The 22,784-nt window shown below is 37.8% G+C and carries 20 protein-coding genes and 1 tRNA gene; 1 reads left to right on the forward strand and 20 read right to left on the reverse strand.

Annotated features, from left to right (window positions below; translation table 11 throughout):
* Positions 1-2: 2 nt before the first annotated feature.
* From tilS to spoIIE, 4 genes are all read right to left on the reverse strand, one after another.
* Positions 3-1,388, reverse strand: coding sequence for a tRNA lysidine(34) synthetase TilS (gene tilS / locus NQZ71_RS01930; protein ID WP_317011226.1), 1,386 nt, complete (start codon positions 1,386-1,388; stop codon positions 3-5).
* Positions 1,389-1,525: 137 nt separating this feature from the next.
* Positions 1,526-2,536, reverse strand: a complete 1,011-nt coding sequence (locus NQZ71_RS01935) for a protein kinase domain-containing protein (RefSeq protein WP_144458403.1) — start codon at positions 2,534-2,536, stop codon at positions 1,526-1,528.
* On the reverse strand, positions 2,508-3,245 hold the full coding sequence (locus NQZ71_RS01940; protein ID WP_127742514.1) for a vWA domain-containing protein: 738 nt from the start codon (positions 3,243-3,245) through the stop codon (positions 2,508-2,510). The genes NQZ71_RS01935 and NQZ71_RS01940 overlap by 29 nt, the downstream gene beginning before the upstream one ends.
* A 76-nt stretch (positions 3,246-3,321) precedes the next feature.
* Complete coding sequence (gene spoIIE, locus NQZ71_RS01945; protein WP_127742516.1) at positions 3,322-5,799, reverse strand: stage II sporulation protein E; 2,478 nt, start codon at positions 5,797-5,799, stop codon at positions 3,322-3,324.
* A 391-nt stretch (positions 5,800-6,190) separates the two neighbouring features.
* Between spoIIE and NQZ71_RS01950 the strand changes: the two genes are divergently transcribed.
* Positions 6,191-6,264 (forward strand) — tRNA-Met (locus NQZ71_RS01950).
* Between the two features lie 157 nt (positions 6,265-6,421).
* Here NQZ71_RS01950 and NQZ71_RS01955 read toward each other — a convergent pair.
* From NQZ71_RS01955 to glmU, 16 genes are all read right to left on the reverse strand, one after another.
* The gene (locus NQZ71_RS01955) at positions 6,422-6,895 is read right to left on the reverse strand and encodes a S1 domain-containing RNA-binding protein (protein WP_144458386.1); all 474 of its coding nucleotides are present in this window, start codon (positions 6,893-6,895) and stop codon (positions 6,422-6,424) included.
* A 95-nt stretch (positions 6,896-6,990) separates the two neighbouring features.
* The gene (locus NQZ71_RS01960; protein WP_144458385.1) at positions 6,991-7,389 is read right to left on the reverse strand and encodes an FtsB family cell division protein; all 399 of its coding nucleotides are present in this window, start codon (positions 7,387-7,389) and stop codon (positions 6,991-6,993) included.
* Positions 7,390-7,407: 18 nt separating this feature from the next.
* A complete protein-coding gene (gene yabQ, locus NQZ71_RS01965) occupies positions 7,408-8,034 on the reverse strand; it encodes a spore cortex biosynthesis protein YabQ (RefSeq protein ID WP_144458384.1) in 627 nt (208 codons plus the stop codon).
* Positions 8,031-8,333: a sporulation protein YabP gene (gene yabP / locus NQZ71_RS01970; protein ID WP_127742524.1), complete on the reverse strand. Its 303-nt coding sequence runs from the start codon at positions 8,331-8,333 to the stop codon at positions 8,031-8,033. The genes yabQ and yabP overlap by 4 nt, the downstream gene beginning before the upstream one ends.
* A gap of 138 nt (positions 8,334-8,471) precedes the next feature.
* A complete protein-coding gene (locus NQZ71_RS01975; RefSeq protein WP_127742526.1) occupies positions 8,472-8,729 on the reverse strand; it encodes an RNA-binding S4 domain-containing protein in 258 nt (85 codons plus the stop codon).
* Between the two features lie 14 nt (positions 8,730-8,743).
* Positions 8,744-10,213 carry a bifunctional methyltransferase/pyrophosphohydrolase YabN gene (yabN, locus tag NQZ71_RS01980; protein ID WP_275009692.1) on the reverse strand — a complete coding sequence of 490 codons (1,470 nt, stop codon included), beginning with the start codon at positions 10,211-10,213 and terminating at the stop codon, positions 8,744-8,746.
* A gap of 6 nt (positions 10,214-10,219) precedes the next feature.
* The gene (locus NQZ71_RS01985) at positions 10,220-11,818 is read right to left on the reverse strand and encodes a putative polysaccharide biosynthesis protein (protein ID WP_317011227.1); all 1,599 of its coding nucleotides are present in this window, start codon (positions 11,816-11,818) and stop codon (positions 10,220-10,222) included.
* Positions 11,819-11,946: 128 nt separating this feature from the next.
* Complete coding sequence (locus tag NQZ71_RS01990) at positions 11,947-13,041, reverse strand: DUF1648 domain-containing protein (protein ID WP_275009691.1); 1,095 nt, start codon at positions 13,039-13,041, stop codon at positions 11,947-11,949.
* A gap of 2 nt (positions 13,042-13,043) precedes the next feature.
* Positions 13,044-13,424 carry a GntR family transcriptional regulator gene (locus tag NQZ71_RS01995; RefSeq protein WP_275009690.1) on the reverse strand — a complete coding sequence of 127 codons (381 nt, stop codon included), beginning with the start codon at positions 13,422-13,424 and terminating at the stop codon, positions 13,044-13,046.
* Positions 13,425-13,565: 141 nt separating this feature from the next.
* A complete protein-coding gene (spoVT, locus tag NQZ71_RS02000; RefSeq protein WP_275009697.1) occupies positions 13,566-14,102 on the reverse strand; it encodes a stage V sporulation protein T in 537 nt (178 codons plus the stop codon).
* A 414-nt stretch (positions 14,103-14,516) separates the two neighbouring features.
* The gene (mfd, locus tag NQZ71_RS02005) at positions 14,517-18,059 is read right to left on the reverse strand and encodes a transcription-repair coupling factor (RefSeq protein WP_317011228.1); all 3,543 of its coding nucleotides are present in this window, start codon (positions 18,057-18,059) and stop codon (positions 14,517-14,519) included.
* 232 nt (positions 18,060-18,291) lie between these two features.
* Entirely contained in the window at positions 18,292-18,522 is a 231-nt protein-coding gene (locus tag NQZ71_RS02010; RefSeq protein WP_144458377.1) for an anti-sigma-F factor Fin, read from the reverse strand.
* A 105-nt stretch (positions 18,523-18,627) separates the two neighbouring features.
* A complete protein-coding gene (gene pth, locus NQZ71_RS02015) occupies positions 18,628-19,191 on the reverse strand; it encodes an aminoacyl-tRNA hydrolase (protein ID WP_317011229.1) in 564 nt (187 codons plus the stop codon).
* Positions 19,192-19,407: 216 nt separating this feature from the next.
* A complete protein-coding gene (locus tag NQZ71_RS02020) occupies positions 19,408-20,046 on the reverse strand; it encodes a 50S ribosomal protein L25/general stress protein Ctc (protein WP_144458375.1) in 639 nt (212 codons plus the stop codon).
* A 159-nt stretch (positions 20,047-20,205) separates the two neighbouring features.
* Positions 20,206-21,162 (reverse strand): ribose-phosphate diphosphokinase, encoded by a 957-nt coding sequence (locus NQZ71_RS02025; RefSeq protein ID WP_127742546.1) that lies wholly within the window; start codon positions 21,160-21,162, stop codon positions 20,206-20,208.
* Between the two features lie 95 nt (positions 21,163-21,257).
* Positions 21,258-22,628, reverse strand: coding sequence for a bifunctional UDP-N-acetylglucosamine diphosphorylase/glucosamine-1-phosphate N-acetyltransferase GlmU (gene glmU, locus NQZ71_RS02030; protein WP_317011230.1), 1,371 nt, complete (start codon positions 22,626-22,628; stop codon positions 21,258-21,260).
* Positions 22,629-22,784: the final 156 nt, after the last annotated feature.

The raw sequence follows: 22,784 nt of genomic DNA on the forward strand, positions 1-22,784 counted from the left end.
GATCATTGCTTTTTATATGTTATTAATAGATTATAACCACTATTCGCCTGCTTTAAAGAATAAACAGATTTTTTTAAACCTGGGAGCCATAATATGTTATCGTTCCCATCTGTAACAATTGGCCAGCTGTCTCTCTCTTGCAGAGGAATCTTTGCATCGATGAATATACCCTTTACTTTCTTCATCCCATCCATTCCTCTAACTTTTATCCTGTCTCCATTCCTCCTTGTTCTTATAACAATAGGTAATGTAATTAAATCAGAATCGACTATAATAGCATCTCCATTCGCATATGGAGTGTTGCTAGTATATTCTACCCTAATATAATACCCATTTGGTAATAATATCTCTCCCGTTTTTAAAATTTCATAATAAAAGGGTTCATTTGGAGAAATGTTTAATTGAAAGTGTGCCAAATTGTAGGATTTGACTACCTTCAAACCCTCTGGGAGATCAATTTTTCCGGAAGAATGTGGATTTTGAAATAATGTAATTATTTGGTTAGTATGTATGGCGGATAATGAAGATATCTTCTCTTTATAGAGATAATTTAATATTAGATGAATACATCTTCTTTGTAAAGAAATAGCTATTGAGAGAAATGCTTCAATGTCAATGGTTATTTCATTTTCATTCTGATTCTTTACAACTTGATCCCAAATGGCTTTAGTTGCCTCCATTAAAAAAACCTCATCCTCGGCCGCTTCTTCGCTAAACCGTTGAAAATGTGCTGTAGCATTTGGGTTTTCTTTTTTCAAAAATGGAAGAACATGCTTTCGAAATCTATTCCTGCTGTAGACTTCCTTATCATTACTCGGATCTCTTCTAGGGAAAAGCATATACTTATTACAGTATTCCTCTATTTCCTGTTTTTCTAAACATAAAAATGGCCTAAATAAACTTCCTGGCCCAAACGGACGGCTGAAAGGAATTCCAGCTCTAGCCTTGGCACTGCTGCCTCTAGTCAAGCGCATCAAAATTGTTTCCACTTGGTCATCTCCATGATGACCTAGAGCAAGGAAAGGAATCTCGTATTCATCCATTACTTCCTTGTAGAATGTATAACGATACTCTCTTGATGTCATTTGACCGTTTCTTCCTGTTTCCTCTATTATTGCCGGCATATTAATTTGTTTCCACTTGATAGGGATAGACCTATCTTTGCAAAAATCCTCAACAAATTTCGCCTCTTCCAGCGATTCCTCCCCTCTGAACATATGATCCACATGGGCAGCAATCACACTAATATTCCAAGTCGATTCCCTGCTCCATAGGAAATGGAGCAGGGCAAGGGAATCAGGTCCTCCAGATACGCCTACCAAAACTTTTTTCCCACTTAGAACTATTCCTTTTTTTATTAAATACTCTTCTACCTTTTCTTCTAACATAAAAAATACTTCCTTAATTTATCACTATTCTGCATAGTAACTTCTTATGACCTTTTTATGTATGCAGTCTGCTTATGTAAGAATAACATTTTTGAGAATGTACACCAAGTGCTTTACCTACTTTCATCAGACTTATATCAGGTCATTTGTCCATAAATATATACAATATACAACAGTGATATGACAACGATTAAGAGGATAGATTCCAGATAGCCAGTCCTTTTTTTCTTTTTCGTTCTCTTACCTTGTTGAGCTTGCACCCTTCCCTTTGTTCCACTAGTACTAACAGCAGGGGATTTCGTTCTAACTGCTGTATTTGTGCTTGTCCTACTTGCTGTCCTTGTTTCGTTTCCGCTTGAAAGCTGTATTAATTCCTTTCTCATTTCATCAGCACTTCTATAACGGCCTGTCAGTGCCTTTATAAGCACGTTTTCATATTGCACTAGCTCCCGTTTTTTTTGAATCATTATTTGAAGCTGTTTAAGACCTCCCTCTACTTTGTTGAATCTGTTAGGATAATAGATATTTATCATAATCATGGCAACCGCAAACAGGTCATACGATGGTTCTGCCTTTCTTGAACCGAGTCCCCAGTAGCCACGATCATAAAACTCAGTAAATTCCTTGATGGCTCTTCCAATAATTGTAGTACCGCCAACGTCAATGCATCTTATTCTTGTAGGCGGCCCATTTATGATTAAGTTCTCGGGCTTTAAGTCACCAAATACCCAGTTATTTTCATGTAGTACCTGCAAATCCTTTAAAAGCTGAATCATTAGAACATTAACCCAAGAATCATCCCTATTCTCGATAAAGGATAGAAGATTAGGACCGTTTATATACTCCATAACGTAAAATGAAATGGTGCCGCTTGTTGTGTTCCAATCATCAACATCTATTAAAGAAGGTCCAAGGCTGTAACCTTGGACCTTAGCAAAGGATTTCAATACATTTACCTCTGAAATAATGGACATGCCATTGTCACTTAGCTTTAAAGCCACTTTTCCGAGACTGGAATCTGCAAGAAAAACTGTGCCATTCGCGCCAAAACCAAGCTCTTTAATAATAGTATATTCCTTTTTATGCCATTTACCTCTAATTACCGTTCCACGATTTATCTTAAATGGACTCTTCATAGAATTCATCATCGTCACGTCTAATCAGACTCCTTAATGAACGTTTTTGCTTAAAGTATTGGATAGCTTCCTTTAAAGCAGGACCTGTAGGAGTAATGCCTCCCGTTGTAAGCTTAGAGAAAATACTAGTTAATGATTCTAGACGTGGAGTCCAATCAAGCATTTTTTCGACATCTTTCTTTTTCCCGGGAAATACGAACACAGAATACCTGTTTTCACCTGATCTTGCATTCAAGCTTAAAGATAAATCAATCAGTGCTTCTTTAACTGTTGGGAGCTTATGCTTCATGCTTGCACTAGTATCAACTAAAACAAGTACTTCTAGTTCAACCGTTTCGCCGAGCTCATCCACAACCTCCATCACTTCTCCTCTTTTTTCCGGGGGCAAATCCTCCACCTTGCTTGCACTGCCTAATATTTGCTGTAATTCTTTGTTCACAACTCCCTGCAAGGTTTGCGTCATTGCTTTTTTTGTTACCATCTGAACTGTTTGAGCAAGCTGCTGTGCATAAACGACTTGGCTCACACCACCGCCAGAAAGAGCAATCTCCTCAATTTCCTTTAATCCGCGATCATCAATGATATCCTTTTCCATCACACCGATTACATTTACTGTAATACCCTGTTCATTTGCTAAGGCAGCCATCGCAATAGGGTCATTTCCCTGATTGGAGCAACCATCTGTAATGAGCAAAATTTGCTTTAATGTACCTGTCTTCATTGTTTCTCCCCTCCATCTCAATGATTAGTCCCATTTTCGACGGAAAGGAGAGCATTTATACCTCTAATTTATAGAACTAGTTTGCTTTTTGATGAAATCCTCTCATTGGGATAGAAGACCATTTCGGAATATTGTGATTAATTTGCGCAACAAGAACTGTCATATCGTCTTCAATAAGACCAGAACGTGAGCGAATCACTTCTTCCATAATAAGGTCAGCAACCTCCTGCGGGCTGTCTGTCTTCAATTCTTTAATTTTTCTCTTCATCCACAGGTCAAAGTTTTCGACATGCTTCGGCCCTTCAAAAACGCCATCACTCATCATAATTAACAGATCTCCTGCTTTTAACTGCTCACTGACCACATCTACATCAAACTCCTGAACAATTCCCATTGGCAGGTTGCTTGCCTGAATTTTAATTACCTTTGATCCTCTTTTAATAAAGCTTGGTGTGGAACCAATCTTGAGAAACTTAGCATTTGCATTTTGCAAGTCAATCATGGCTAAATCTAAAGTTGCAAAAATTTCATCTGTAGTTCTTAGGGACAGTACAGAGTTAATTGATTTAATAGCAACCTGTTCCTCTATTCCAGACTGAAGTATTTTTTGGAGCAGCTGCAAAGTTTCTTCACTTTCTAAATGTGCTCTCTCGCCGTTACCCATTCCGTCACTTATTGCCACAGCATACTTTCCTAACCCTAACTCTATTGTTGAATAGCTGTCCCCAGATATAAAACCTCCATCCTTAGCAGCATGCGCTACACCAGTTTCAACCACAAAGGCCTTCGCAGAACGGAAAGTAGCATGGCTATAATCCTGGCCGTATCCTGCACTCTCCTCTTTATTAACAATGATAGTTTCTTTTAAGATATCTGAAAGCATTGGTGCTATCAGCTTTTCACATTCTCCAAAGCCCGTATTATATGGAATGGTTATATCTATATCCACATTCCCTTGCTCAAGACTGTAAATTTCCACATTTTCAATATGAATGCCAAAATCCTGAATCGCTTCAAGAATAAGCTCCTCTTGCTTGTGATGATTCTCTCTTTCTCTCTGAATTTCCTTTGCAAAATCGCCCATAACCTCTGAAACTCCGAGCAATTGGTCTGCAACTAGCTTTCTGCTCTCCTGTACTTGTTTTTTCAGCTTTTGATTTGCCTGATATAATGTCAATTCTTGATGAATGGCATCTGTGACTTTTTTTGATCTAGTACAATGCTTTTCCCATTCTCTTGAAAGTCCTAAAGAAATACTTCCGTCAGTCTCTGACATTTCTGTCATAATATCTTTCATATAATCATATGTTGTATTAAAGTTTCTTGCCCAGCAAGCTTCCTTTCTGAAGCATGTTTGACATGTTTTTTCTGTCACATTGCTTAAGAAATAATCGAGTTCTCTATCTGAGTCATCTATATCATTTGTTGTGCTTTTAGCAGAAAAACTGTTTGAAAGAGCCTCAAAGACTGTAGAAAATTGAGAAACCCTTTGTGCAGTAACATCACGCATTTTCCTCATATATTGCTGCTGCTCCTGAGAAAATTCTGTAGTACCTGGAATATGCTTGGCTATTCGGGACGTCAAGAAAGACGGAGTTAACATAAATAGAAAAACAGAGACGGTGGTTTCCATAAGAGATACTGACAATACCCCTCCGCCTTCTCCATACATACCAATTAGTAGTGTTGAAATATACAGTCCGAGTGCTACTCCTACCTTCCTGCCTTCCTTCAATAAACCTCCAAGCAAACCAGAAAACGCAAGCAAGCTCATATGATAAAAGCTAGAAATACTGGCCAGACTAAATATCAATCCTGTCACAACTCCTACAGTAGAACCGATTGTTGCACCTGCTATAAATGCAAACAGAAGCACAAGATAGCGTGACATAATATGCTCAATCGACAAGTCATATATTGACCATCCGATTGTTCCCGTCATAACAGAAGCAAGCATGATGATAAGACAAACAATTTCTTCTGTTTTTAAGGCTTGTCTCCTTTTGCTAATTGTCAGCAAAGGAAGGCTCTGCATAAATATCAATGTGAGAATATATCCTAAACTAGCTTCTACAAGTGCCATCATAGCTCCGTACATAGTAATAGTGTCTAATAAAATATAAGACTCTGCTAAAGATCCTAGCAGTACAGTCGAAAGCACAAGCATCGGAACAAATGTATTCTCATTTCTCCTCCATTTGCTTAGGAGTTTATATGCTATGAGGAATAGAAACGCAAGTATGAAGCTAACAAAAGCCTCTTTCAAGGAAAGAGTTGCAGCTCCTCCAATCAAACCAACTAATGCTAATGGAGCCTTATCCTTCCGCGTCAAGTAAACTGCTGCAAAGAAAGGGAGGACAAACGGTGTCAACGTCGCAAGTATCAGCGCTCTCCCTAAAAGAAAACCAATAACCAAAAGTATATAGCCTTTGGCCAAAAAAAAGTTCTCTACTTTTGTATGGAATTTATGATAAATAACGCCAAATCCCTCTTTTGATTTGCCAAAGTCTACATCTGCAATACCGTCGATAATATCCCTTTCCACTTTTTCCATTTTACTCAACTCCCTATCAGGTATCGTTGCACATCATTATAAAAGTTGTATTAGTAAAAGTTTGTCAAAAGAGCAGACAAGCTTTCATGTTTCTCTCGACTTGTTTCAATCAATTTCTTGAATTAGAACAAATTTCGCTAAAATAAAAACAGACAGTTCCTCCCATTCTATTAACTATCAACTAGTTGCCGCCCTTTATACTGCTATAACTAACCTACCCTTCACACGATAATTCTCCTTCTTACCCTTTTTCAACATTTGTTCTATTTCTGAGTCAATTTGTCAAAATATGAATTTTACGTGCAATTAATTTCCTCTCTAAAAAAATTAGTTGACTTTTAACTTAAAAGTTTGTAATATATAACTTGTGCTTATGACGCATTAAAGACATGGCGGTGTAGCTCAGCTGGCTAGAGCGTACGGTTCATACCCGTGAGGTCGGGGGTTCGATCCCCTCCGCCGCTATCCATAAAGGACGATAGAATTATTCTATCGTCCTTTTTTGTTATATATATATATTTTAAGAACAAACAAAAAAGCAAGCCCTATTGGCTTGCTTAAGCTATGGGAATATATAAACGATAAACCCTGCTTTTATTTATAAAAAAAATTCAGCAGCAAGTTACCCTCGTCTAGCGCCTCTTCCCCCGCGTTTAGACTCAGTATTTCGTTTAAGAGAAGCTAACCGATCTTCACTGTCTTTTAAGAAACGGGCCACTTTTGATTCAAAGTTCTCTTTTGGAGCACGATTATCATGGTGCGATTTCGTGTTGCGAGGTCTTGACGAGTTATTATTTGAATAGCCGCCTCTTGACTCTCTGCGATCTCCACGATCATTTGATCTTTCTGGTCGTTCCGGTCTATCTTTAGCTTTTTTAATAGACAGGCCAATCTTGCCATCTTTCTCCACATTAATAACTTTCACTTCTACTTCGTCTCCGACCTTCAAGTGATCATTAATGTCTTTTACATAATTATCTGCGACTTCACTAATATGAACAAGACCAGTTGCACCTTCTGGCAGTTCTACAAACGCACCAAAATTAGTAATTCCTGTTACCTTTCCTTGTAACTTGCTGCCTACTTCGATTGACATAAAAAAGTTTTGCCTCCTTAAGGATATAAAAAATCGTACTTAAATTATATTATACAAAATGAAAAAAAAGGGTGTCAATATAACTGTCGTCCTTATTATTTTCCATCATCGTTTGGTTTATTTTTCCCATCAGGAATATTAAAGATTATCTCTCCTTTTTCCGAGAGAAGTAAGTCTTTTCTTGCAAGCTTGGCCAAATAATCTTCATCATTTAGTTTGACAATTTGTTCCTTTAAACTCTTTTCTTCTTTCTCCAACAGAGCTATCTTTCCATCCAGCTTTTTCTTTTCAGCAGCCTTTTCTTCCAAAACGGAGCCCTGGGATATGAGTGTTGAAATCATAAAAAAGCCTATTGCCAGTGCACAGATAGAGAAAGCAGCCAATCTCCGGAATAAAAGCTTCTTTTTTCTCGCTGCACTAATGCTTAATTCTTCTTGTTGTACGTTATAGTCTGTTTGTATTTTTGTCACATCCGGTTTTCTTAACACACTCATACTCTGCTCCTCCCTTCCTTACTGTTTTTTTCTATTTTTTATCCATTCCTTAACATATTTCTTTATCATGGTATAATATCCTGCCAATTTCCCAGAATATTTATCGACGTTTAATTTAACCTTTTTCGGCAAAATCAGCCATATTAAGGATAATAGCCATTTAAGAGGTAATAAAACAACCTTCAGAATAAATCTTAATACCCTGATTACACCATTGACAAGTGCCATAAGTCCCTTTAAAAGAAAAATAACAACCGATACCAAAAATAGAAGAAGTGTTTTTATAGGTTTATAGATAAGATTCACCACTAGCTTGACAGTAAGCTGGTAGAATCGGACACTGACGGAAATAATCAGCTTTAAAAAGGATAGATAGATTGATTTCAAAAGGGCCTGGTATGCAGCAAAACCCAATAATAATGCCAGTATCAAGTAGATTCTAATTTCACCTTGGTTCACTAAAAATAGCACATAAAACATTAACAAACCCTGCAAAACCCAGAAAAGGAGATCATGAAAAAAGACGATAATTCGTTTTCGCTCAGCCCTTTTTAGAAAGAACTGATACGTATCTAAACTAATTCCAAAAAACAGACCCATGCCAACCATAGCCAGCATGGTCATGAATTGAGTGGATAATGTCATCGGAATATCTTGCTAAAGAAGCCTTTAGCTTTATCTCCACTTTGCTCATCTACATATAACAACTCGAATACTTTGCCTTTAATAGAAACAATCCCTTTTTCCACGTCCAGGTTTTTCATTTGCAGGTTTTGACCCCTAATAGATAAGAAGCCCATTACTGTTTCTAATAAAAATTCTTCATTATCAAAGCTCTCAACTTGCTTGACTCCTGTTATATCAAGGAGCCTTCTTCCTCTCATAATAACATCATGCTCTACAGTGCTAGTTTTTGCAGTATTAGAATCATAATTTTGGTTCATCTTTATCCCTCACAATCACAAAAGTACAATCATTTGTACAAGTGTATGTGAAGGGACAAGAAAAAAGAACAAGCTCTTATTTGAAAGTTGCCTCTTTCATTATTCGATGATTTTTACCCTGATAAGTCCTAGATTAAACTAGGAAACAGTTTCTTCTTTAATAATCTTGTACATATTTGCTGCATCCTCTTTTTTCGTTGAGTCTTGCAGTAATTCTATTTTTACCGTCACAATTTTCTGGCCAAACCTCACTTGCAATTCATCGCCAACTTTAACATTACTGCTGGCCTTTGCCTGAATTCCATTTATGAGGATTCTACCTTGATCTGCAACCTCTTTAGCTAGTGTTCTTCTTTTTATTAAGCGGGAGATTTTTAAAAATTTGTCTAAACGCATATTATCAACACTCCTTATCTGTCTTTATCAAACTGTTTAGCCTCTTCCCAATATCTATCTAATGTTTCCAAAGGAACTTCCTGCACCTCTTTGCCCATATCCTTCAGCTTTGCTTCAATATACTGAAATCTGCTGATGAACTTTTGGTTTGTGCTAAAAATCGCTAACTCTGGATCTATTTTGTAATATCTAGCTACATTTACGAAAGAAAACAAAATATCACCAAACTCTTTTTCCATTTTTTCCGGGCTGGCTCCATTTTCTACTTCTTCCCTAAACTCATTGATTTCTTCCTTTACCTTTTCCCAAGCGCCTGAAACATCCGGCCAGTCAAAGCCAGCCTTTGCCGCTTTCTTTTGAAGATCATAAGCTCTGGTAAGATTCGCTGAGCTGTTCAGTACTCCATCAAGCACGGATGCTTGTTTTTCTGGTTTTTCTGCATTCTTTGCCTGCTGCCATGTGTCTAAAACATCTTCCACTGTTTCTGCTTTTGCCTTTCCAAACACATGTGGATGCCTGCGCACCATTTTAGCAGATATTCCTTCAATTACATCATCGATAGAGAAATAGCCCTCATCTTCTCCAATTTGACTGTGAAGCATAACCTGAAGCAATACATCCCCAAGCTCTTCTATTATATTGTCTATATCGTCTTCATTAATTGCCTCAATAAGCTCATAAGCTTCTTCAATTAGATGCTTTCTCAACGACTCGTGGGTCTGCTCTCTATCCCACGGACATCCGTCTGGAGCACGCAGTGCAGCAATTATTTTTCTTAAGCTTGAAAACTGCTTATAAAGCACGCTTTCCTCTTGAACTGGAGGTACATATAGTGAGGTTAAATTATTTAACTCCATCTCTCTGTCCAACTCATGAAGCTCTATTTTTGTTATTTGCTCCTGTTTACTGCCTGCAGCAGTTACAATCGTTACAGGATAATCATATGGAAGCTTCTCCATTAAGGTAAGCTTAACCTCTGATGCGGAAAATGCATCATACACTTGTCCGATTATTAAATGCTGTGTGAACTGCAGCTCATCCTTACGCAAATCTGTTCCGTCCAAAAGCTGAAATCCGTCGATAGGGTCAATTTTTAAAGCTTGAAAAATACTGTCCAAGAAGCTTTGTCCACCGCCAATTTCAAGGTTGACCTCACCTTCTTCACTTCTTTCAATTAGGAGCTGCACTGTTTTTTCCGCTACGAGCGGATGTCCTGGTACGGCATAGACTATATCCTCTTGCTCCGCTTCCTTCATTAAAACAGCTACAATTTCATTGTAAACTGCCTCAAATTGGTCGTGCTTTTCATATATATAATCCATATAAATAAAGTTGCCGCCCTCTTGTTCTAATACAGTTAAAACAGGGTGATCCTTCGTACGCACATAAATCTTATTTTTATTATTTATTAAGCTTCTATAAACCCCTAGCGGAAGCTGTTCCATATCTCCAGCACCAAGGCCTATCACTTTAATATTTCTCATTTTCCATTACCTTCCTTTCTTAGGTAAAAACCAGCTCAATTTACTTCCGAACGGCAATGTAAGCAAATCCTTCTCTTTAAAAACATTTCCTTTTAGAACAAGAAAGACATAGACGAAGCCTCCCAACACTACTCCACTTAAGGATTGAAAGGCTGACAGCAAACGGCTTCCTTCTTTAAGGGCAAAGTTATCTGTCAGATAAATATACCCTTTAACAGTTAAGTACATACAAAATGCTGCCAGTAGAATGACCGTAACTTGTTTCTTATCTATTAGTGGCAATTTTAACAGTTTAAACAATCTAACAGCCAAAAATACAAGAATCAAAACTAGCGACAAATTAGTAGCATATGCAGCACCACTTGTGCCATAAGCTGCAACAAACGGTCCGTTTACAGCATATTTAAAGATAAATCCTAGCAACACAATGACAGCAGGATAGAAAGTGGCACCTAATCCTTGAAGAACTGAGGTATAGGTGACAATCATTGCATTTAGCAAAATAACAAAGCATAAAATCGCCAATACATGTGATCCTTGTTCATTTTGAAAAAGCATACTGTTCACTTTGTTAATCATGCTGAACAATCCAATTGATGCACCGAATCCAAAGAAAAGGCTGACCACTAGAGAAAACCTGACTTTTTCAATTAAAAGCCCCTTCTCCTTTTTCAGCATCTCTCCTGTTATGAAGGGAACTAATGTTAAAGCCATAGATGTAGAGATAACCGTTCCGAGTTGAATGAGCGGCTGACCTCTATCATAGATTCCCTTCAACACCTTTGCTTCATCTCCATGAATCCCTGCAGTTATCAGTTCTGAATAAATGGTTAAAGAATCAGCAAGCTGTAATAGAATGAGAAGCATACTGCTTATTGAAATGGTGATACCTTCATATATAATTCTTTTTATTATCTTTTTATTATCACGGTTCCATATGCGCGCATGAATTACCGTTCGTACGGACTGCTGCTTTCTATAAAAGTAAAACAGCACTATAAAGGCGAGCATACCACCTGTAACAGAGCCAAGCATCGCCCCTGCTCCCACCTTATACAGGGAATAGCCTTTGCTAATGAAATAGATGGAACAAAACAATATCGTTCCCACGCGCATTAGTTGTTCTGCCACTTGAGAAACAGCAGTTGGGACCATATTACCTGTCCCTTGGATAATCCCCCGTGATGTAGCAATAAATGGTGTAAACAAAAATGCAAAAGAAATCACTTTTATTAAAATGGCTAAATCTCTATCACCCATTGCAGATGAGAGAAACTCTGCCCCAAAGAACAATATTAAAAACGCACATATACCCAATGAGTATAAAAGTAGAAAAGAGGAACGTATGAGTCTTTCTATTCCAATCTGGTCTTCTTTTGACTTCATTTCCGTATATAGCTTGGATATAACAACAGGAAATCCATATGTACTTAAAGCTATTGCCACCCCATAAATGGGATACACTTGCTGGTATATATAAAAACCGGTATCTCCGACTATATTTTGAAAGGGTATTCTGTATACCGCACTTAAAATCTTGACAACAAGCGCTCCGACAGTCAGTATGATAGCACCTGTGAACCAATTATTTGATTGTTTAGGCACAAGCTTGGCCCCTTCCATCTTCTGTTTCGCTTGTATTATAGCATAATTTCATCCCAGTTGCCCTTGCACACAGATTCAAAATGCTAAAAAAAGGAAAACGCTTCACGCATTTTCCTTAATGATAACTACTACATAAAAGAAGTTAGAACAATAATCAGAATGATAGGTCCAAAAATATAAACATACGCTAATGGTCTGCCCATATTGATGGTCCAGCCCACTCCAAACCTTTTCTCTACAAATAATGATGGATCATTTTTATTAAAATAGAAAATACCAGCTTTCCAATGATAGTCTGAGTCAAAATCAGATACTTCCTTTTTGTCTGGATAAACAACCTCATGGTCATGATTAAGCTTTCCTATTTTCATTGCATAAGCAAGAGTTCCGATTAACACTAATGCGAGAAATGCTAACGGAACAAGCAGCATAAGAGACTGATTAAATATGCCTGGATAAATAATAGCCAATTGCAGGAAGGATAATAATATCGTCATTACTAAATTAATAATAGCCAGAAACCAACTATTGTACTTCCTTATTCCCAGCTGTCTTATCCTTGAACCAGCTCTATTAGCAGCGCTTATCTTAATCCCCGACTTCCTCGTAGCCTCATGGATGCCAACAAACATAATTTGTAAGACAAAAAGGAGTAACAAACTGGCAATGACCGAAAAATAGCTTTTTTCAGTAAAGCTGTCTGGCTGACCATTTGCTCCCCAGTGCGTTGGGATACTTTCTGGGATATGCGTGTACTGGGTAAAGGTTAGAATAAATAACCCTATTGTAAAAATAATAGGCAATGCTACTATATACCATGGCAGCATTTCATCGAGCTTTCTTGCGCCCAGGTCTGTTATATTCACTTTCTTTAAAGCGGAAGACCAGCCTGTTTGTTTTTTTAACTGCAGTAGCTTACCGTGACAATAAAAATATAAGATCAATCCCCAAATCATTAAAGAAAAAACAAGTACCAATCCTAAAGCTGCTGATACACTGATATCCAACTTATTCATCCATAAGGCATAACCTAATATTAATATTCCAGACACCGCTACATAACTAACTACATATAGTTTCTTATAAAACAGGACAGATTGATCATTTTGATATTCATCCGGGACATAGACACCAAATGCATGTGATTTTCGCATTAGCACAGGGATAATACTTTGCATTATGGTTAGAAAGACCATGATGGTTATGAACATTGCTTGCTCCATGTTTATTCCTCCTTATATTCTTCTACGAGCAATTCAACAAGGCTGTTAATCTCAGCTTTCCCCATTCCTAATGTCATCGCCTCAAGTAAAACTGGTTTCAATTCTCTAACCAGTCGCGCGTAATGTTCTGATTCCTTTTCTGCTTGCTGCAGCCTGACAACTGCTCCTGATTTAGGAACAATTTGAATGATGCCTCTTTTTTCAAGCTCATGATAGCTTTTATTTACTGTATGCATGTTTATACCTAAGTCAGCGGCCAAAGACCTTACAGAAGGAAGCATATCTCCTTCCTTTAAATCACCTTTTAAAATCCCCTCCATTAATTGATGTATTAATTGTGAATAAATAGGGAAGTCTGATTGAGGGTCTAATTTAATATACATTTAAGTTCTCCTATTTTTGTTATACATTTATTATAACAGATTTGTTCTATATTTTATATAACAAAAAGTACAATTTTCCTTTTTTATTAAAATGCACAATAAAAAAGCAGCCTTTAGGGGCTGCCTTGAAGTAAATAAATTTTAGGATTCCATTTGTCTAGCTAAAAAACCAGCAGCAGTTTCTACCGCTTTCTTTTCTACCTCACCAAGAGAAGTTTCTTTAGAAAAAATGATAACTGCACCAATTGGATCTCCGTTTGCAATAATTGGACCGATTGTATAAGCAGAAACAGATTCTGTATTGTTATCAACCAGGGCAATTTGCCCTTGTTGTGTAACAAGTACTGATCCTCTATCTTCCATAGCTTTTTCAATCACATCGCTAATATTTTTGTTTAAGTATTCCTTTTTCGATCCGCCTGCGACTGCAATATAGGTATCTCTGTCACATATTAAAACAGAGTTTCCTAAGCTATCATAAAGTGCTTCCGCGTATTCCCTAGCAAAATCGCTTAACTCACTTATAGGAGAATACTTCTTCAAAATTACTTCCCCATCACGATCTACGAAGATTTCCAGTGGGTCCCCTTCACGGATACGTAATGTTCTTCTGATTTCTTTTGGGATGACGACACGGCCCAAATCATCGATTCGACGCACAATTCCAGTTGCTTTCATTTCATGTTGCCTCACTTTCATCAGATGATTTTTTTAATATTGGTAAGTATTTCTTCTGTAAAATATGAAATGCTACCATATTTAAACTTAGTATCTTTCATATGGAAAGTTCTATGCATTAACTACGTAAAATTTTCTCTTCGATGCGAATATTACCATCTTAGGTAACTTGGAACATTGCTTACTAAAATTACAATCAAGCCCATGTACATTCCTTCTAAAAAAATCTTTGGCATCTTATAATTGCGAGGGGAATCCAACCCTTGTACAATCATATGTTTTTTAGCATTATCTCTATTTGTCTTTACCCTTGTCCAAAATAGTTAAAACTTCCCTTATATAAAAAAGACAAAAACCGTCTAATTCAGGCCTTTTGCCTTCTCAAACAGTTTTTGTCTACTACATATACATATATCAGTTTGCTTCCTGTGGCTCTTTCTTGAAAGTACTCAAGGCCTCCACCATTTCATAACAAGCGTTCAGCCACTTATCTGTTTCGATTCCTTTTACATGGAGAACCATCTTTAATTTCTTGCCATCCATGCCTAAGCCAATCATCCGGCCAAACTTAGAGCTTTTTTCGAATATTTTTTGGCCATCCATCTGGCTGCTGCCTTGCTCAGACAACAAGATAAGTACTTCTTCCTTCGATTGTTTAATAAGCTCAACTCCAGCAGCTTTGCCGTATAGCTTCATTTCTGTCAGCTTAAATAAATAGGCTACCTCAGACGGATAATCTCCAAATCTGTCGACCATTTCCTCCTGAAGCTCTGAAAGTTCATCGAAGGATGTAACCCCTCTAAACCTTTTGTACATTTCAATCTTTTGCTGACCATCATTGATATAGAAGTCTGGTATATAAGCATCAATATCGAGATCTAAATCAATTGTCTGTCTCTGCTGTTCATCAAATGTTCCTTTTCGTTCCTCAATGGCATCTTTGAGCATTTGAGAGTATAGGTCAAATCCGACTGAATCAATAAATCCATGCTGCTGTGCACCAAGAAGATTACCTGCTCCCCTGATCGTCAAGTCCCGCATCGCAATTTTGAAGCCAGACCCTAGCTCTGTAAACTCCTTGATTGCCTGCAGTCTTTTTTCAGCCACTTCTGTTAACACTTTGTCCTTACGATACGTAAAGTAAGCATATGCTACCCTGTTAGAGCGTCCAACACGTCCACGCAATTGATAAAGCTGTGAAAGTCCCATGCGGTCTGCGTCTTGAACGATTAATGTATTAACATTTGGTATGTCTACACCTGTCTCAATGATTGTCGTGCTTACTAAAACATCAAACTCTCCTTCTAGAAAGCTGAGCATCACTGATTCTAATTCATTTTCGGTCATTTGCCCATGTGCATACGTCACCCTTGCATCTGGAACAAGCATGGATATTTCCTCTGCTTTACGCTCAATATCTTCCACCCGATTATATAGGAAGTAAATTTGCCCGTTTCTTGCCAACTCTCTTTCAATAGCTTCACGCACAAGTCCACCATTGTATTCCATGACATATGTCTGGATAGGGAAACGATTTTCAGGCGGAGTCTCAATAACAGACAGGTCACGCACACCCAGCATAGACATATGCAATGTTCTCGGAATCGGAGTAGCTGTTAATGTCAAAACATCTACATTTGTTTTTAACTGTTTTATTTTTTCCTTATGTGTAACACCAAATCGTTGTTCTTCATCAATGATAAGCAAGCCTAAATCTCTGTAAATAATGTCCTTTGAAAGAATTCGATGTGTGCCGACAACAATATCTAGTGTTCCGGCCTTTAATCCCTTCATTGTTTCTGTTTGCTGCTTTCTTGTCCTAAATCTACTTAGTAAGCCTATCTCAATCGGATAATCCTGGAATCTTTCTCTTAATGTTTCATAATGCTGCTGTGCAAGGATTGTTGTAGGTACAAGAAAAGCAACTTGCTTTCCATCAGCAATAGCTTTGAAAGCTGCGCGTATGGCAACCTCTGTTTTTCCGTAACCAACATCTCCACATAACAGCCTATCCATCGGGCGTTCTCTTTCCATATCTTTTTTAATTTCATGGATAGAGCGTAACTGATCCTCTGTTTCTTGATAGGCAAATGATGATTCAAACTCCCGCTGCATTTCTCCGTCTGGAGAGAATCCATAACCGACAGCTGCTTCTCTTTCTGCATACAGCTTGATAAGATCGTCAGCAATATCTTGAACAGACGATTCAACCTTTTTCTTAACCTTCTTCCAATCATTCCCGCCGAGCTTATAAATTTTCGGCTCTTTGCTTTCTGACCCAACGTATTTTTGTATTAAATCTATCTGGTCGACAGGAACATACAGCTTATCACTGCCTTGGTAGCGCAAGTGCAGATAATCTTTATGAATACCGTTGATTTGCAGTGTTTCAATTCCTAAGTACTTCCCTATTCCGTGATTTACGTGAACAACATAGTCCCCGATTTTCAGCTCAGAATAGCTTTTTATTCTCTCCGCATTAGACAGCTTTTGTCTTCGTGCAGAGGTTTTTTTGACCCTAGTCTTAAAAAGCTCTTCTTCTGTAATGACAGCTAGCTTCATTATCGGCATTTCAAATCCTGACTGAAGACTTCCCTCCATCAGCTGAATTTTGCCTTTTGCAATTTTATCCGTGTCCTTCTGAATCACTGCTTGAATTTCATAATCCTGCAGTACTTGCTCCAGCTTTTCCAGCCGTTCTTCACTGTTCGCCAGCACAATAACCGAGTACTTGTTCTTCTTCCAACGATCCATCTCTGATTTAAGCACATTCATTTGTCCATGGAAGCTCTGCATCTGTTTGCATGTTACGTTAATAATATTTTGCGGATTCGTATTTGGAACATGGCGCAGGAATAAGGACATATAAACAATTGGCTGTACAGACCTTTGTAGCAAATCCTGCACACTTTGGGAAAGCTTCATATCATGAATGATTTCTCCATCATTAAGCAAGCTAGTGTACCAATCTGCTTCTTCCTTCTCCAATGTATCATTCATTTCTTGAACTCTACTAATTTCTTCAACGAACAGGAGACCATTTTTCGGTAAATAATCTATTAAACTTGTATGGTCAGGATAAAGAAGAGACAAATATTTATAAAGCTGCTCTGGTTTTTGGCCATTTTTAAGCTGCTCAATCTCATAGCCTATATTTTGGGCAAGCAATGTCTTGGTTTTCTCATCCTTTATTTTCTTCAAGCTTTTTGCCAGACCTGCTTCAACCTTCTGAGCGAAGGCTTCCAGTTCGTCTGTTCCGATAATTACCTCTGTTGCCGGGCCTATTGTAATTGACGAAAGCTTCTCTTTAGAGCGCTGATCTTCTAGAGAGAAGGTTCTAATAGAATCTATTTCCGTGTCAAACAGCTCTATTCGAAGTGGATTTTCCTCTGTTAAAGGATAAATATCTAGAATCCCTCCTCGAAGACTAAAGTCACCGGGAGCCGAAACCATGTCTGTGCGTACATACCCAATCGTCACAAAACGCTGGATAAGCACTTCAAGATCAATATCCTTTCCAACCTCAAGCTCAATCTGCTGCTCTTTCCAAAGATCTTTAGGTGGAAGCAGTTTGCGCAGCCCCGCTACAGGAACTATCAATATCCCTTTTGCTGTCTTATCATTTGTCCAATGATTCAGCACTTCGATTCGCTGTGCCCTCAACTCTGGACTGGAAATGCTTATCTCTGCAGCTATAAGCTCATTTGCAGGGTATAAAAATACTTCGTTCTCATCCACTATATTTGTAATATCATCATATAGCTTTTGGGCCTGAAGTAAATTAGGTGCTATTACAATTACTGGCCTTTTTGTTTTTTTATATATAGAAGTCATAAACAGTGTTCTTGCAGAGTTAGACAATCCAGAAACAATTTGTTCCCTTAAACCTGCATTAACACCAGATATGACATTTTTAACGTCTTCCTGTTGATCAAATAATTTTTTAAGCCCTAACAATAGAAGATTCCCTCCCTACTTTAAAAATGAAAAAAACAAATCTGTTCTCTCATATATTGACCCATATCCCATTTATCTGTTTTGTTAGCCTTCTCATCTACCTTTAACAGTGTTCTTACTTTAACTCTAGGACAAATATTACATTTATTCTTCAAAATTTTGTAAACAACAAAACGGAAAAATGCTTTGGAATCTCTCCAAAGCTTCTTTCGCCGTAATACCTAAATACCTATTAATGAATTAAATAATCATTTTCATAATATCCTGGATTTTTCGCTAATGATTCATGGCAATCCTCACATATGGCTTTAATATGAATATCGCCTGCTTCGCTGTAATTAATCATCTCTGCTCTTTCCTGTTCTGTCAACATATCAAAACCAAGTCGAGCTGTTTCCACAGAACTTTCTTCTATGCTCCCTAACTTTACTCCACAATGCCTGCAATTATAATGTATGGCCACGGGCGCAAGCCTCCTTAAAGCTTTTATGAACTAGTGCTAGTATTTACCTTTTGGAGGGAAGTTATACTAAGGAACATCGAGCAAAAAAGATGGTTCATCCAAAACCTACTGGATATTATGTATATTCATTACTTGTAAAAATGGTTCTTTCATCCATTGAGCACAAGCATCTGAACATTTCTTCACGATTATCTCTAATTCTGCTTGCTCTTCTTTCGTAAATTTACCTAAAACATAATCTGTAACCTTCATTCCGTTTTGAGGTCTGTCAATCCCGACACGAATGCGGTTAAACTTTTCCGTTCCTGTATGGGCAATGGCTGATTTAATTCCATTATGCCCGCCAGAGCTGCCCTTTTGCCTTAAGCGTATTTTACCAACAGGTAAATCTAAATCATCATATATAACTACAATATCTTCCGTATCAATGTCATAAAAGTCCATAATTGGACGAATGGATTCACCGGATAGATTCATGTATGTAAGCGGCTTTAATAAAACCACTTTTTCTCCATTAATCATTCCTAATCCATATTGTCCTTTGAATTTTGATTTATCTAAAGGAATTCCATATTCCTCAGATATATAATCTATAACCTCAAATCCAATATTATGCCTTGTTTTTTCATATTGCTTTCCTGGATTGCCCAAGCCAACTACCAATTTCATTTGTTTCACCCTTTTATTCTTGTTTATATACAGAAAAAGAAGGCTTGCCAATAGCTGTTCAATCGGCTAAGCCTCCATTTATTTATTACAACAGCCTGTTTGCGTATATCCATTTAGAAAAAGCTCTTCTATTTGATATTCTACATACAATTACTGCATACCTTCCTATTTTGGGCAATTAATCAATTAAAAATATAAAGGGTTTGCTCTCTACACTCAATCGGTTCCATCTACAGAAGTTTCTCTGCCTTCCACATTTTCTGGGATTCCGCCATCCTGCTGTTCCCCAGTGCTAATCTCTTCCTCTTGTCTTGGAGGAAGTACAGAAGCAATCGTTTCATCTGCCTCATGATTGATTTCCAGATTATCATACCCTTTAATATCAGCAACAGAAAGTGTTTCACCAACCGCAAGGCTGCTAATGTCAATATCAATAGCGGTAGGGATATCATTTGGCTTAGCTGTTACTTCAACCTCATGCAACGCTTGCTGCAATACACCACCGTCTTTTACACCGCTTGAATCTCCTGTAAGATTGACTCTGACTGTTGAAGTTATTTCCTTTGATAAATCAACTGCTAAAAAGTCTATATGCAGTATGCTTCTTTTAATCGGATCGGAATGGTAATCGTTCAGCACGACATTGTGCTTCTCTCCGTCAACATCCAAGGATATTACTCCGTTACGACCAACATCCTTTAATACTTTCAAAAAGTTTGCTTCACTTAAGGAAATAGATGTACTGTCTACCTTTGTTCCATAGACAACTGCTGGAATGTTCCCGTTATTTCTCAAATCCGATAATACTGAATGCTTAGATACCGTACGTTTTTTTGCTTGCAATGTTGCAGTCATGAAAAAATCGCCTCCATCATTTTGTATCGCTATATATAAAAAATTCCCTAAAACCGCCTATTTTAAACATGCAAGTTTTAAACTAGGTAACTTTTTCCTAGATGGAGTGCGCTTTGTCCAATAGAAATAAGTCGCCCCTTAGAGGGAGCGACATACTTCTTAATCAAATAGATAGCTGACTGATTGATCAGAATGAACTCTAATGATAGCTTCTCCAAGCAGGTCTGCCACAGAAAGTTGTATAACGTTTTCTGTTAGCTTTTCTTCTGGAAGCTCAATGGAGTTTGTTACTACAAGCTCTTTAATTTTAGAATTTTTAATTCTTTCCATTGCAGGACCTGAAAGAACTGGATGCGTACAGCAAGCATATACTTCCTTCGCTCCATTTTCTGCAAGAGCATTTGCCCCAAGAGTAATTGTGCCAGCAGTGTCAATAATGTCATCAATAAGGATGGCAATTTTACCTTCGATGTTCCCGACAATATTCATGACTTCAGCCACATTCGGCTTTGGTCTTCTCTTATCAATAATAGCAATTGGCGCTTTAAGACGCTCTGCAAGCTTACGAGCGCGTGTCACACCACCATGGTCTGGTGAGACGATAACAATGTCGCCGTCGAATTCCCTTTTGCTGAAATATTCTCCTAAGATAGGTACACCCATAAGATGATCGATAGGGATATCGAAGAATCCTTGAATTTGCGGTGCATGCAAGTCTAACGTGATAACACGTGTAGCGCCTGCAGTTTCAAGCAGATTTGCTACAAGCTTAGCAGTAATTGGTTCACGTGCACGAGCTTTACGATCTTGTCGAGCATATCCGTAATAAGGAATAACTAAGTTAATTGTTTTAGCAGAAGCGCGTTTTAAAGCATCAATCATAATAAGTAGTTCCATGATATGCTCATTTACAGGAGAACTTGTTGACTGAATGATGTAAACATCACAGCCACGAATGCTCTCTTCAATATTAATTTGAATTTCTCCATCACTGAAACGTGTTACAGAGCATTTACCTAATTCAACCCCAATTGATTTGGCAATTTCAGCTGCCAATGCTGGATTGGAATTTAAGGTAAATACCTTTAAGTTTGGATCTGTATTTTTTACTAGCATGATGAACCTCCACTGGCTTTTTTCCTAACTAATAGCTTGTCCTCTTTTAGAACAGAATAAGAAGCCATTATTTTCTTCTTATTCTTCAATGCTTTTTAATCTTGCTTTGACTTTTTCACGTACTCATCTTTATTAACTTGGCGGGCCCTTGCAATAGATAAAGATTCTGCTGGAACATCATCTGTTATGGTAGAGCCAGCTGCAACGTAAGCACCTTTGCCAACCTTAACCGGTGCGATCAGATTGGAATTACAGCCAATGAATGCACCATCTTCTATTGTAGTCAAAAACTTGTTTTCTCCGTCATAGTTGACTGTTATCGTTCCACAACCAATATTGACATCACTGCCGACCTTCGCATCACCGATATAGCTCAAATGAGATGCTTTACTTCTATCTCCAAACTCAGCCTTTTTGATTTCAACAAAGTTACCTATCTTCACATCATCACCAATTGAAGAAGCGGGGCGAATGTGAGCAAAAGGTCCAATATTCACATTTGCACCTATTTTGCTATCAAATGCTGCAGATTGTCTAATTTCAGTGCTTTCGCCAACAACACAGTTACCAATTTCCGTATTTGGTCCAATAACGCAATCAGAAGCTATTGCTGTTTGCCCTGAAAGAATTGTACCTGGCAAGATGACCGTATCGCTTCCAATCGTAACATCTGTACCAATATAAGTATTAGAAGGGTCTATAATTGTAACTCCATTGCGCATATGCTCTTCATTTACACGCTTTTTCAAAAGTCTCTCTGCTTCAGCCAGTGCGATTCGATCGTTAACACCAATCGTCTCACTGAAATCTCCTGTCTTATATGCAGAAACTATTTCACCTTGCTTTTTGAAAATTTCAATGACATCGGGTAAGTAATATTCCCCTTGTACATTTTCATTTGTAACATTATTCAATGCCTCAAATAAGGCCGCGTTATCAAAACAGTACGTTCCTGTATTGATTTCGACAATTTGCTTTTCTTCTTCAGAAGCATCTTTATGTTCAACGATTTTTTCAACTTCACCAATATTATTACGCACAATTCGACCGTAACCAGTCGGATCCTCTGCAACAGCAGTCAAAACAGTTGCTTTGGCAGAAGTTTCTAGATGGTAGCTGCTAAGAGCCTCTAACGTCTCTGAAGTAATTAATGGCGTATCGCCGCATACAACGACTGTAACACCGTCTTTGTTCTCCAGAAAATCCTTCGCCTGCATAACTGCATGCGCCGTCCCTAACTGTTCAGCTTGAAAGGCATAACTTATCTTATCTCCAAGTTGTGCTTTCACCTGATCTGAACCGTGACCTATAACAGTTACAATACGCTCCATTTGAAGCTTTGATACTTGATCGACTACATGCTGCACCATCGGCTTGCCGCAAACTGGATGAAGTACTTTATATAGCTTTGACTTCATTCTTGTTCCTTGTCCTGCGGCCAAGATCACTGCGTATCGATTTATCATTCACAGGCCTCCAATTTAACCTTTTTATCCATTAAAAATATATCTCAAATACAGTCTGATTTCAAGGAATGTTTGTATCCAAATATATGAAAATAAAGCGAAAAACAAGGGGTTATAAGGGTTTAATCCTCCTCATTTTTTATTTTCTTTTTTTAT

Source organism: Niallia taxi, from assembly GCF_032818155.1.
Classification (GTDB): domain Bacteria; phylum Bacillota; class Bacilli; order Bacillales; family Cytobacillaceae; genus Niallia; species Niallia taxi_A.

What these genes read in the sequence shown, in the direction of transcription:
- tilS (WP_317011226.1), bottom strand. Translation starts at nt 1,388, where the DNA reads ATGTTAGAAGAAAAGGTAGAAGAGTATTTAATAAAAAAAGGAATAGTT.
- NQZ71_RS01935 (WP_144458403.1), bottom strand. Translation starts at nt 2,536, where the DNA reads ATGATGAATTCTATGAAGAGTCCATTTAAGATAAATCGTGGAACGGTA.
- NQZ71_RS01940 (WP_127742514.1), bottom strand. Translation starts at nt 3,245, where the DNA reads ATGAAGACAGGTACATTAAAGCAAATTTTGCTCATTACAGATGGTTGC.
- spoIIE (WP_127742516.1), bottom strand. Translation starts at nt 5,799, where the DNA reads ATGGAAAAAGTGGAAAGGGATATTATCGACGGTATTGCAGATGTAGAC.
- NQZ71_RS01955 (WP_144458386.1), bottom strand. Translation starts at nt 6,895, where the DNA reads ATGTCAATCGAAGTAGGCAGCAAGTTACAAGGAAAGGTAACAGGAATT.
- NQZ71_RS01960 (WP_144458385.1), bottom strand. Translation starts at nt 7,389, where the DNA reads ATGAGTGTGTTAAGAAAACCGGATGTGACAAAAATACAAACAGACTAT.
- yabQ (WP_144458384.1), bottom strand. Translation starts at nt 8,034, where the DNA reads ATGACATTATCCACTCAATTCATGACCATGCTGGCTATGGTTGGCATG.
- yabP (WP_127742524.1), bottom strand. Translation starts at nt 8,333, where the DNA reads ATGAACCAAAATTATGATTCTAATACTGCAAAAACTAGCACTGTAGAG.
- NQZ71_RS01975 (WP_127742526.1), bottom strand. Translation starts at nt 8,729, where the DNA reads ATGCGTTTAGACAAATTTTTAAAAATCTCCCGCTTAATAAAAAGAAGA.
- yabN (WP_275009692.1), bottom strand. Translation starts at nt 10,213, where the DNA reads ATGAGAAATATTAAAGTGATAGGCCTTGGTGCTGGAGATATGGAACAG.
- NQZ71_RS01990 (WP_275009691.1), bottom strand. Translation starts at nt 13,041, where the DNA reads ATGGAGCAAGCAATGTTCATAACCATCATGGTCTTTCTAACCATAATG.
- NQZ71_RS01995 (WP_275009690.1), bottom strand. Translation starts at nt 13,424, where the DNA reads ATGTATATTAAATTAGACCCTCAATCAGACTTCCCTATTTATTCACAA.
- spoVT (WP_275009697.1), bottom strand. Translation starts at nt 14,102, where the DNA reads ATGAAAGCAACTGGAATTGTGCGTCGAATCGATGATTTGGGCCGTGTC.
- pth (WP_317011229.1), bottom strand. Translation starts at nt 19,191, where the DNA reads ATGAAATTGGTAGTTGGCTTGGGCAATCCAGGAAAGCAATATGAAAAA.
- NQZ71_RS02020 (WP_144458375.1), bottom strand. Translation starts at nt 20,046, where the DNA reads ATGACTGCAACATTGCAAGCAAAAAAACGTACGGTATCTAAGCATTCA.
- NQZ71_RS02025 (WP_127742546.1), bottom strand. Translation starts at nt 21,162, where the DNA reads ATGCTAGTAAAAAATACAGATCCAAACTTAAAGGTATTTACCTTAAAT.
- glmU (WP_317011230.1), bottom strand. Translation starts at nt 22,628, where the DNA reads ATGATAAATCGATACGCAGTGATCTTGGCCGCAGGACAAGGAACAAGA.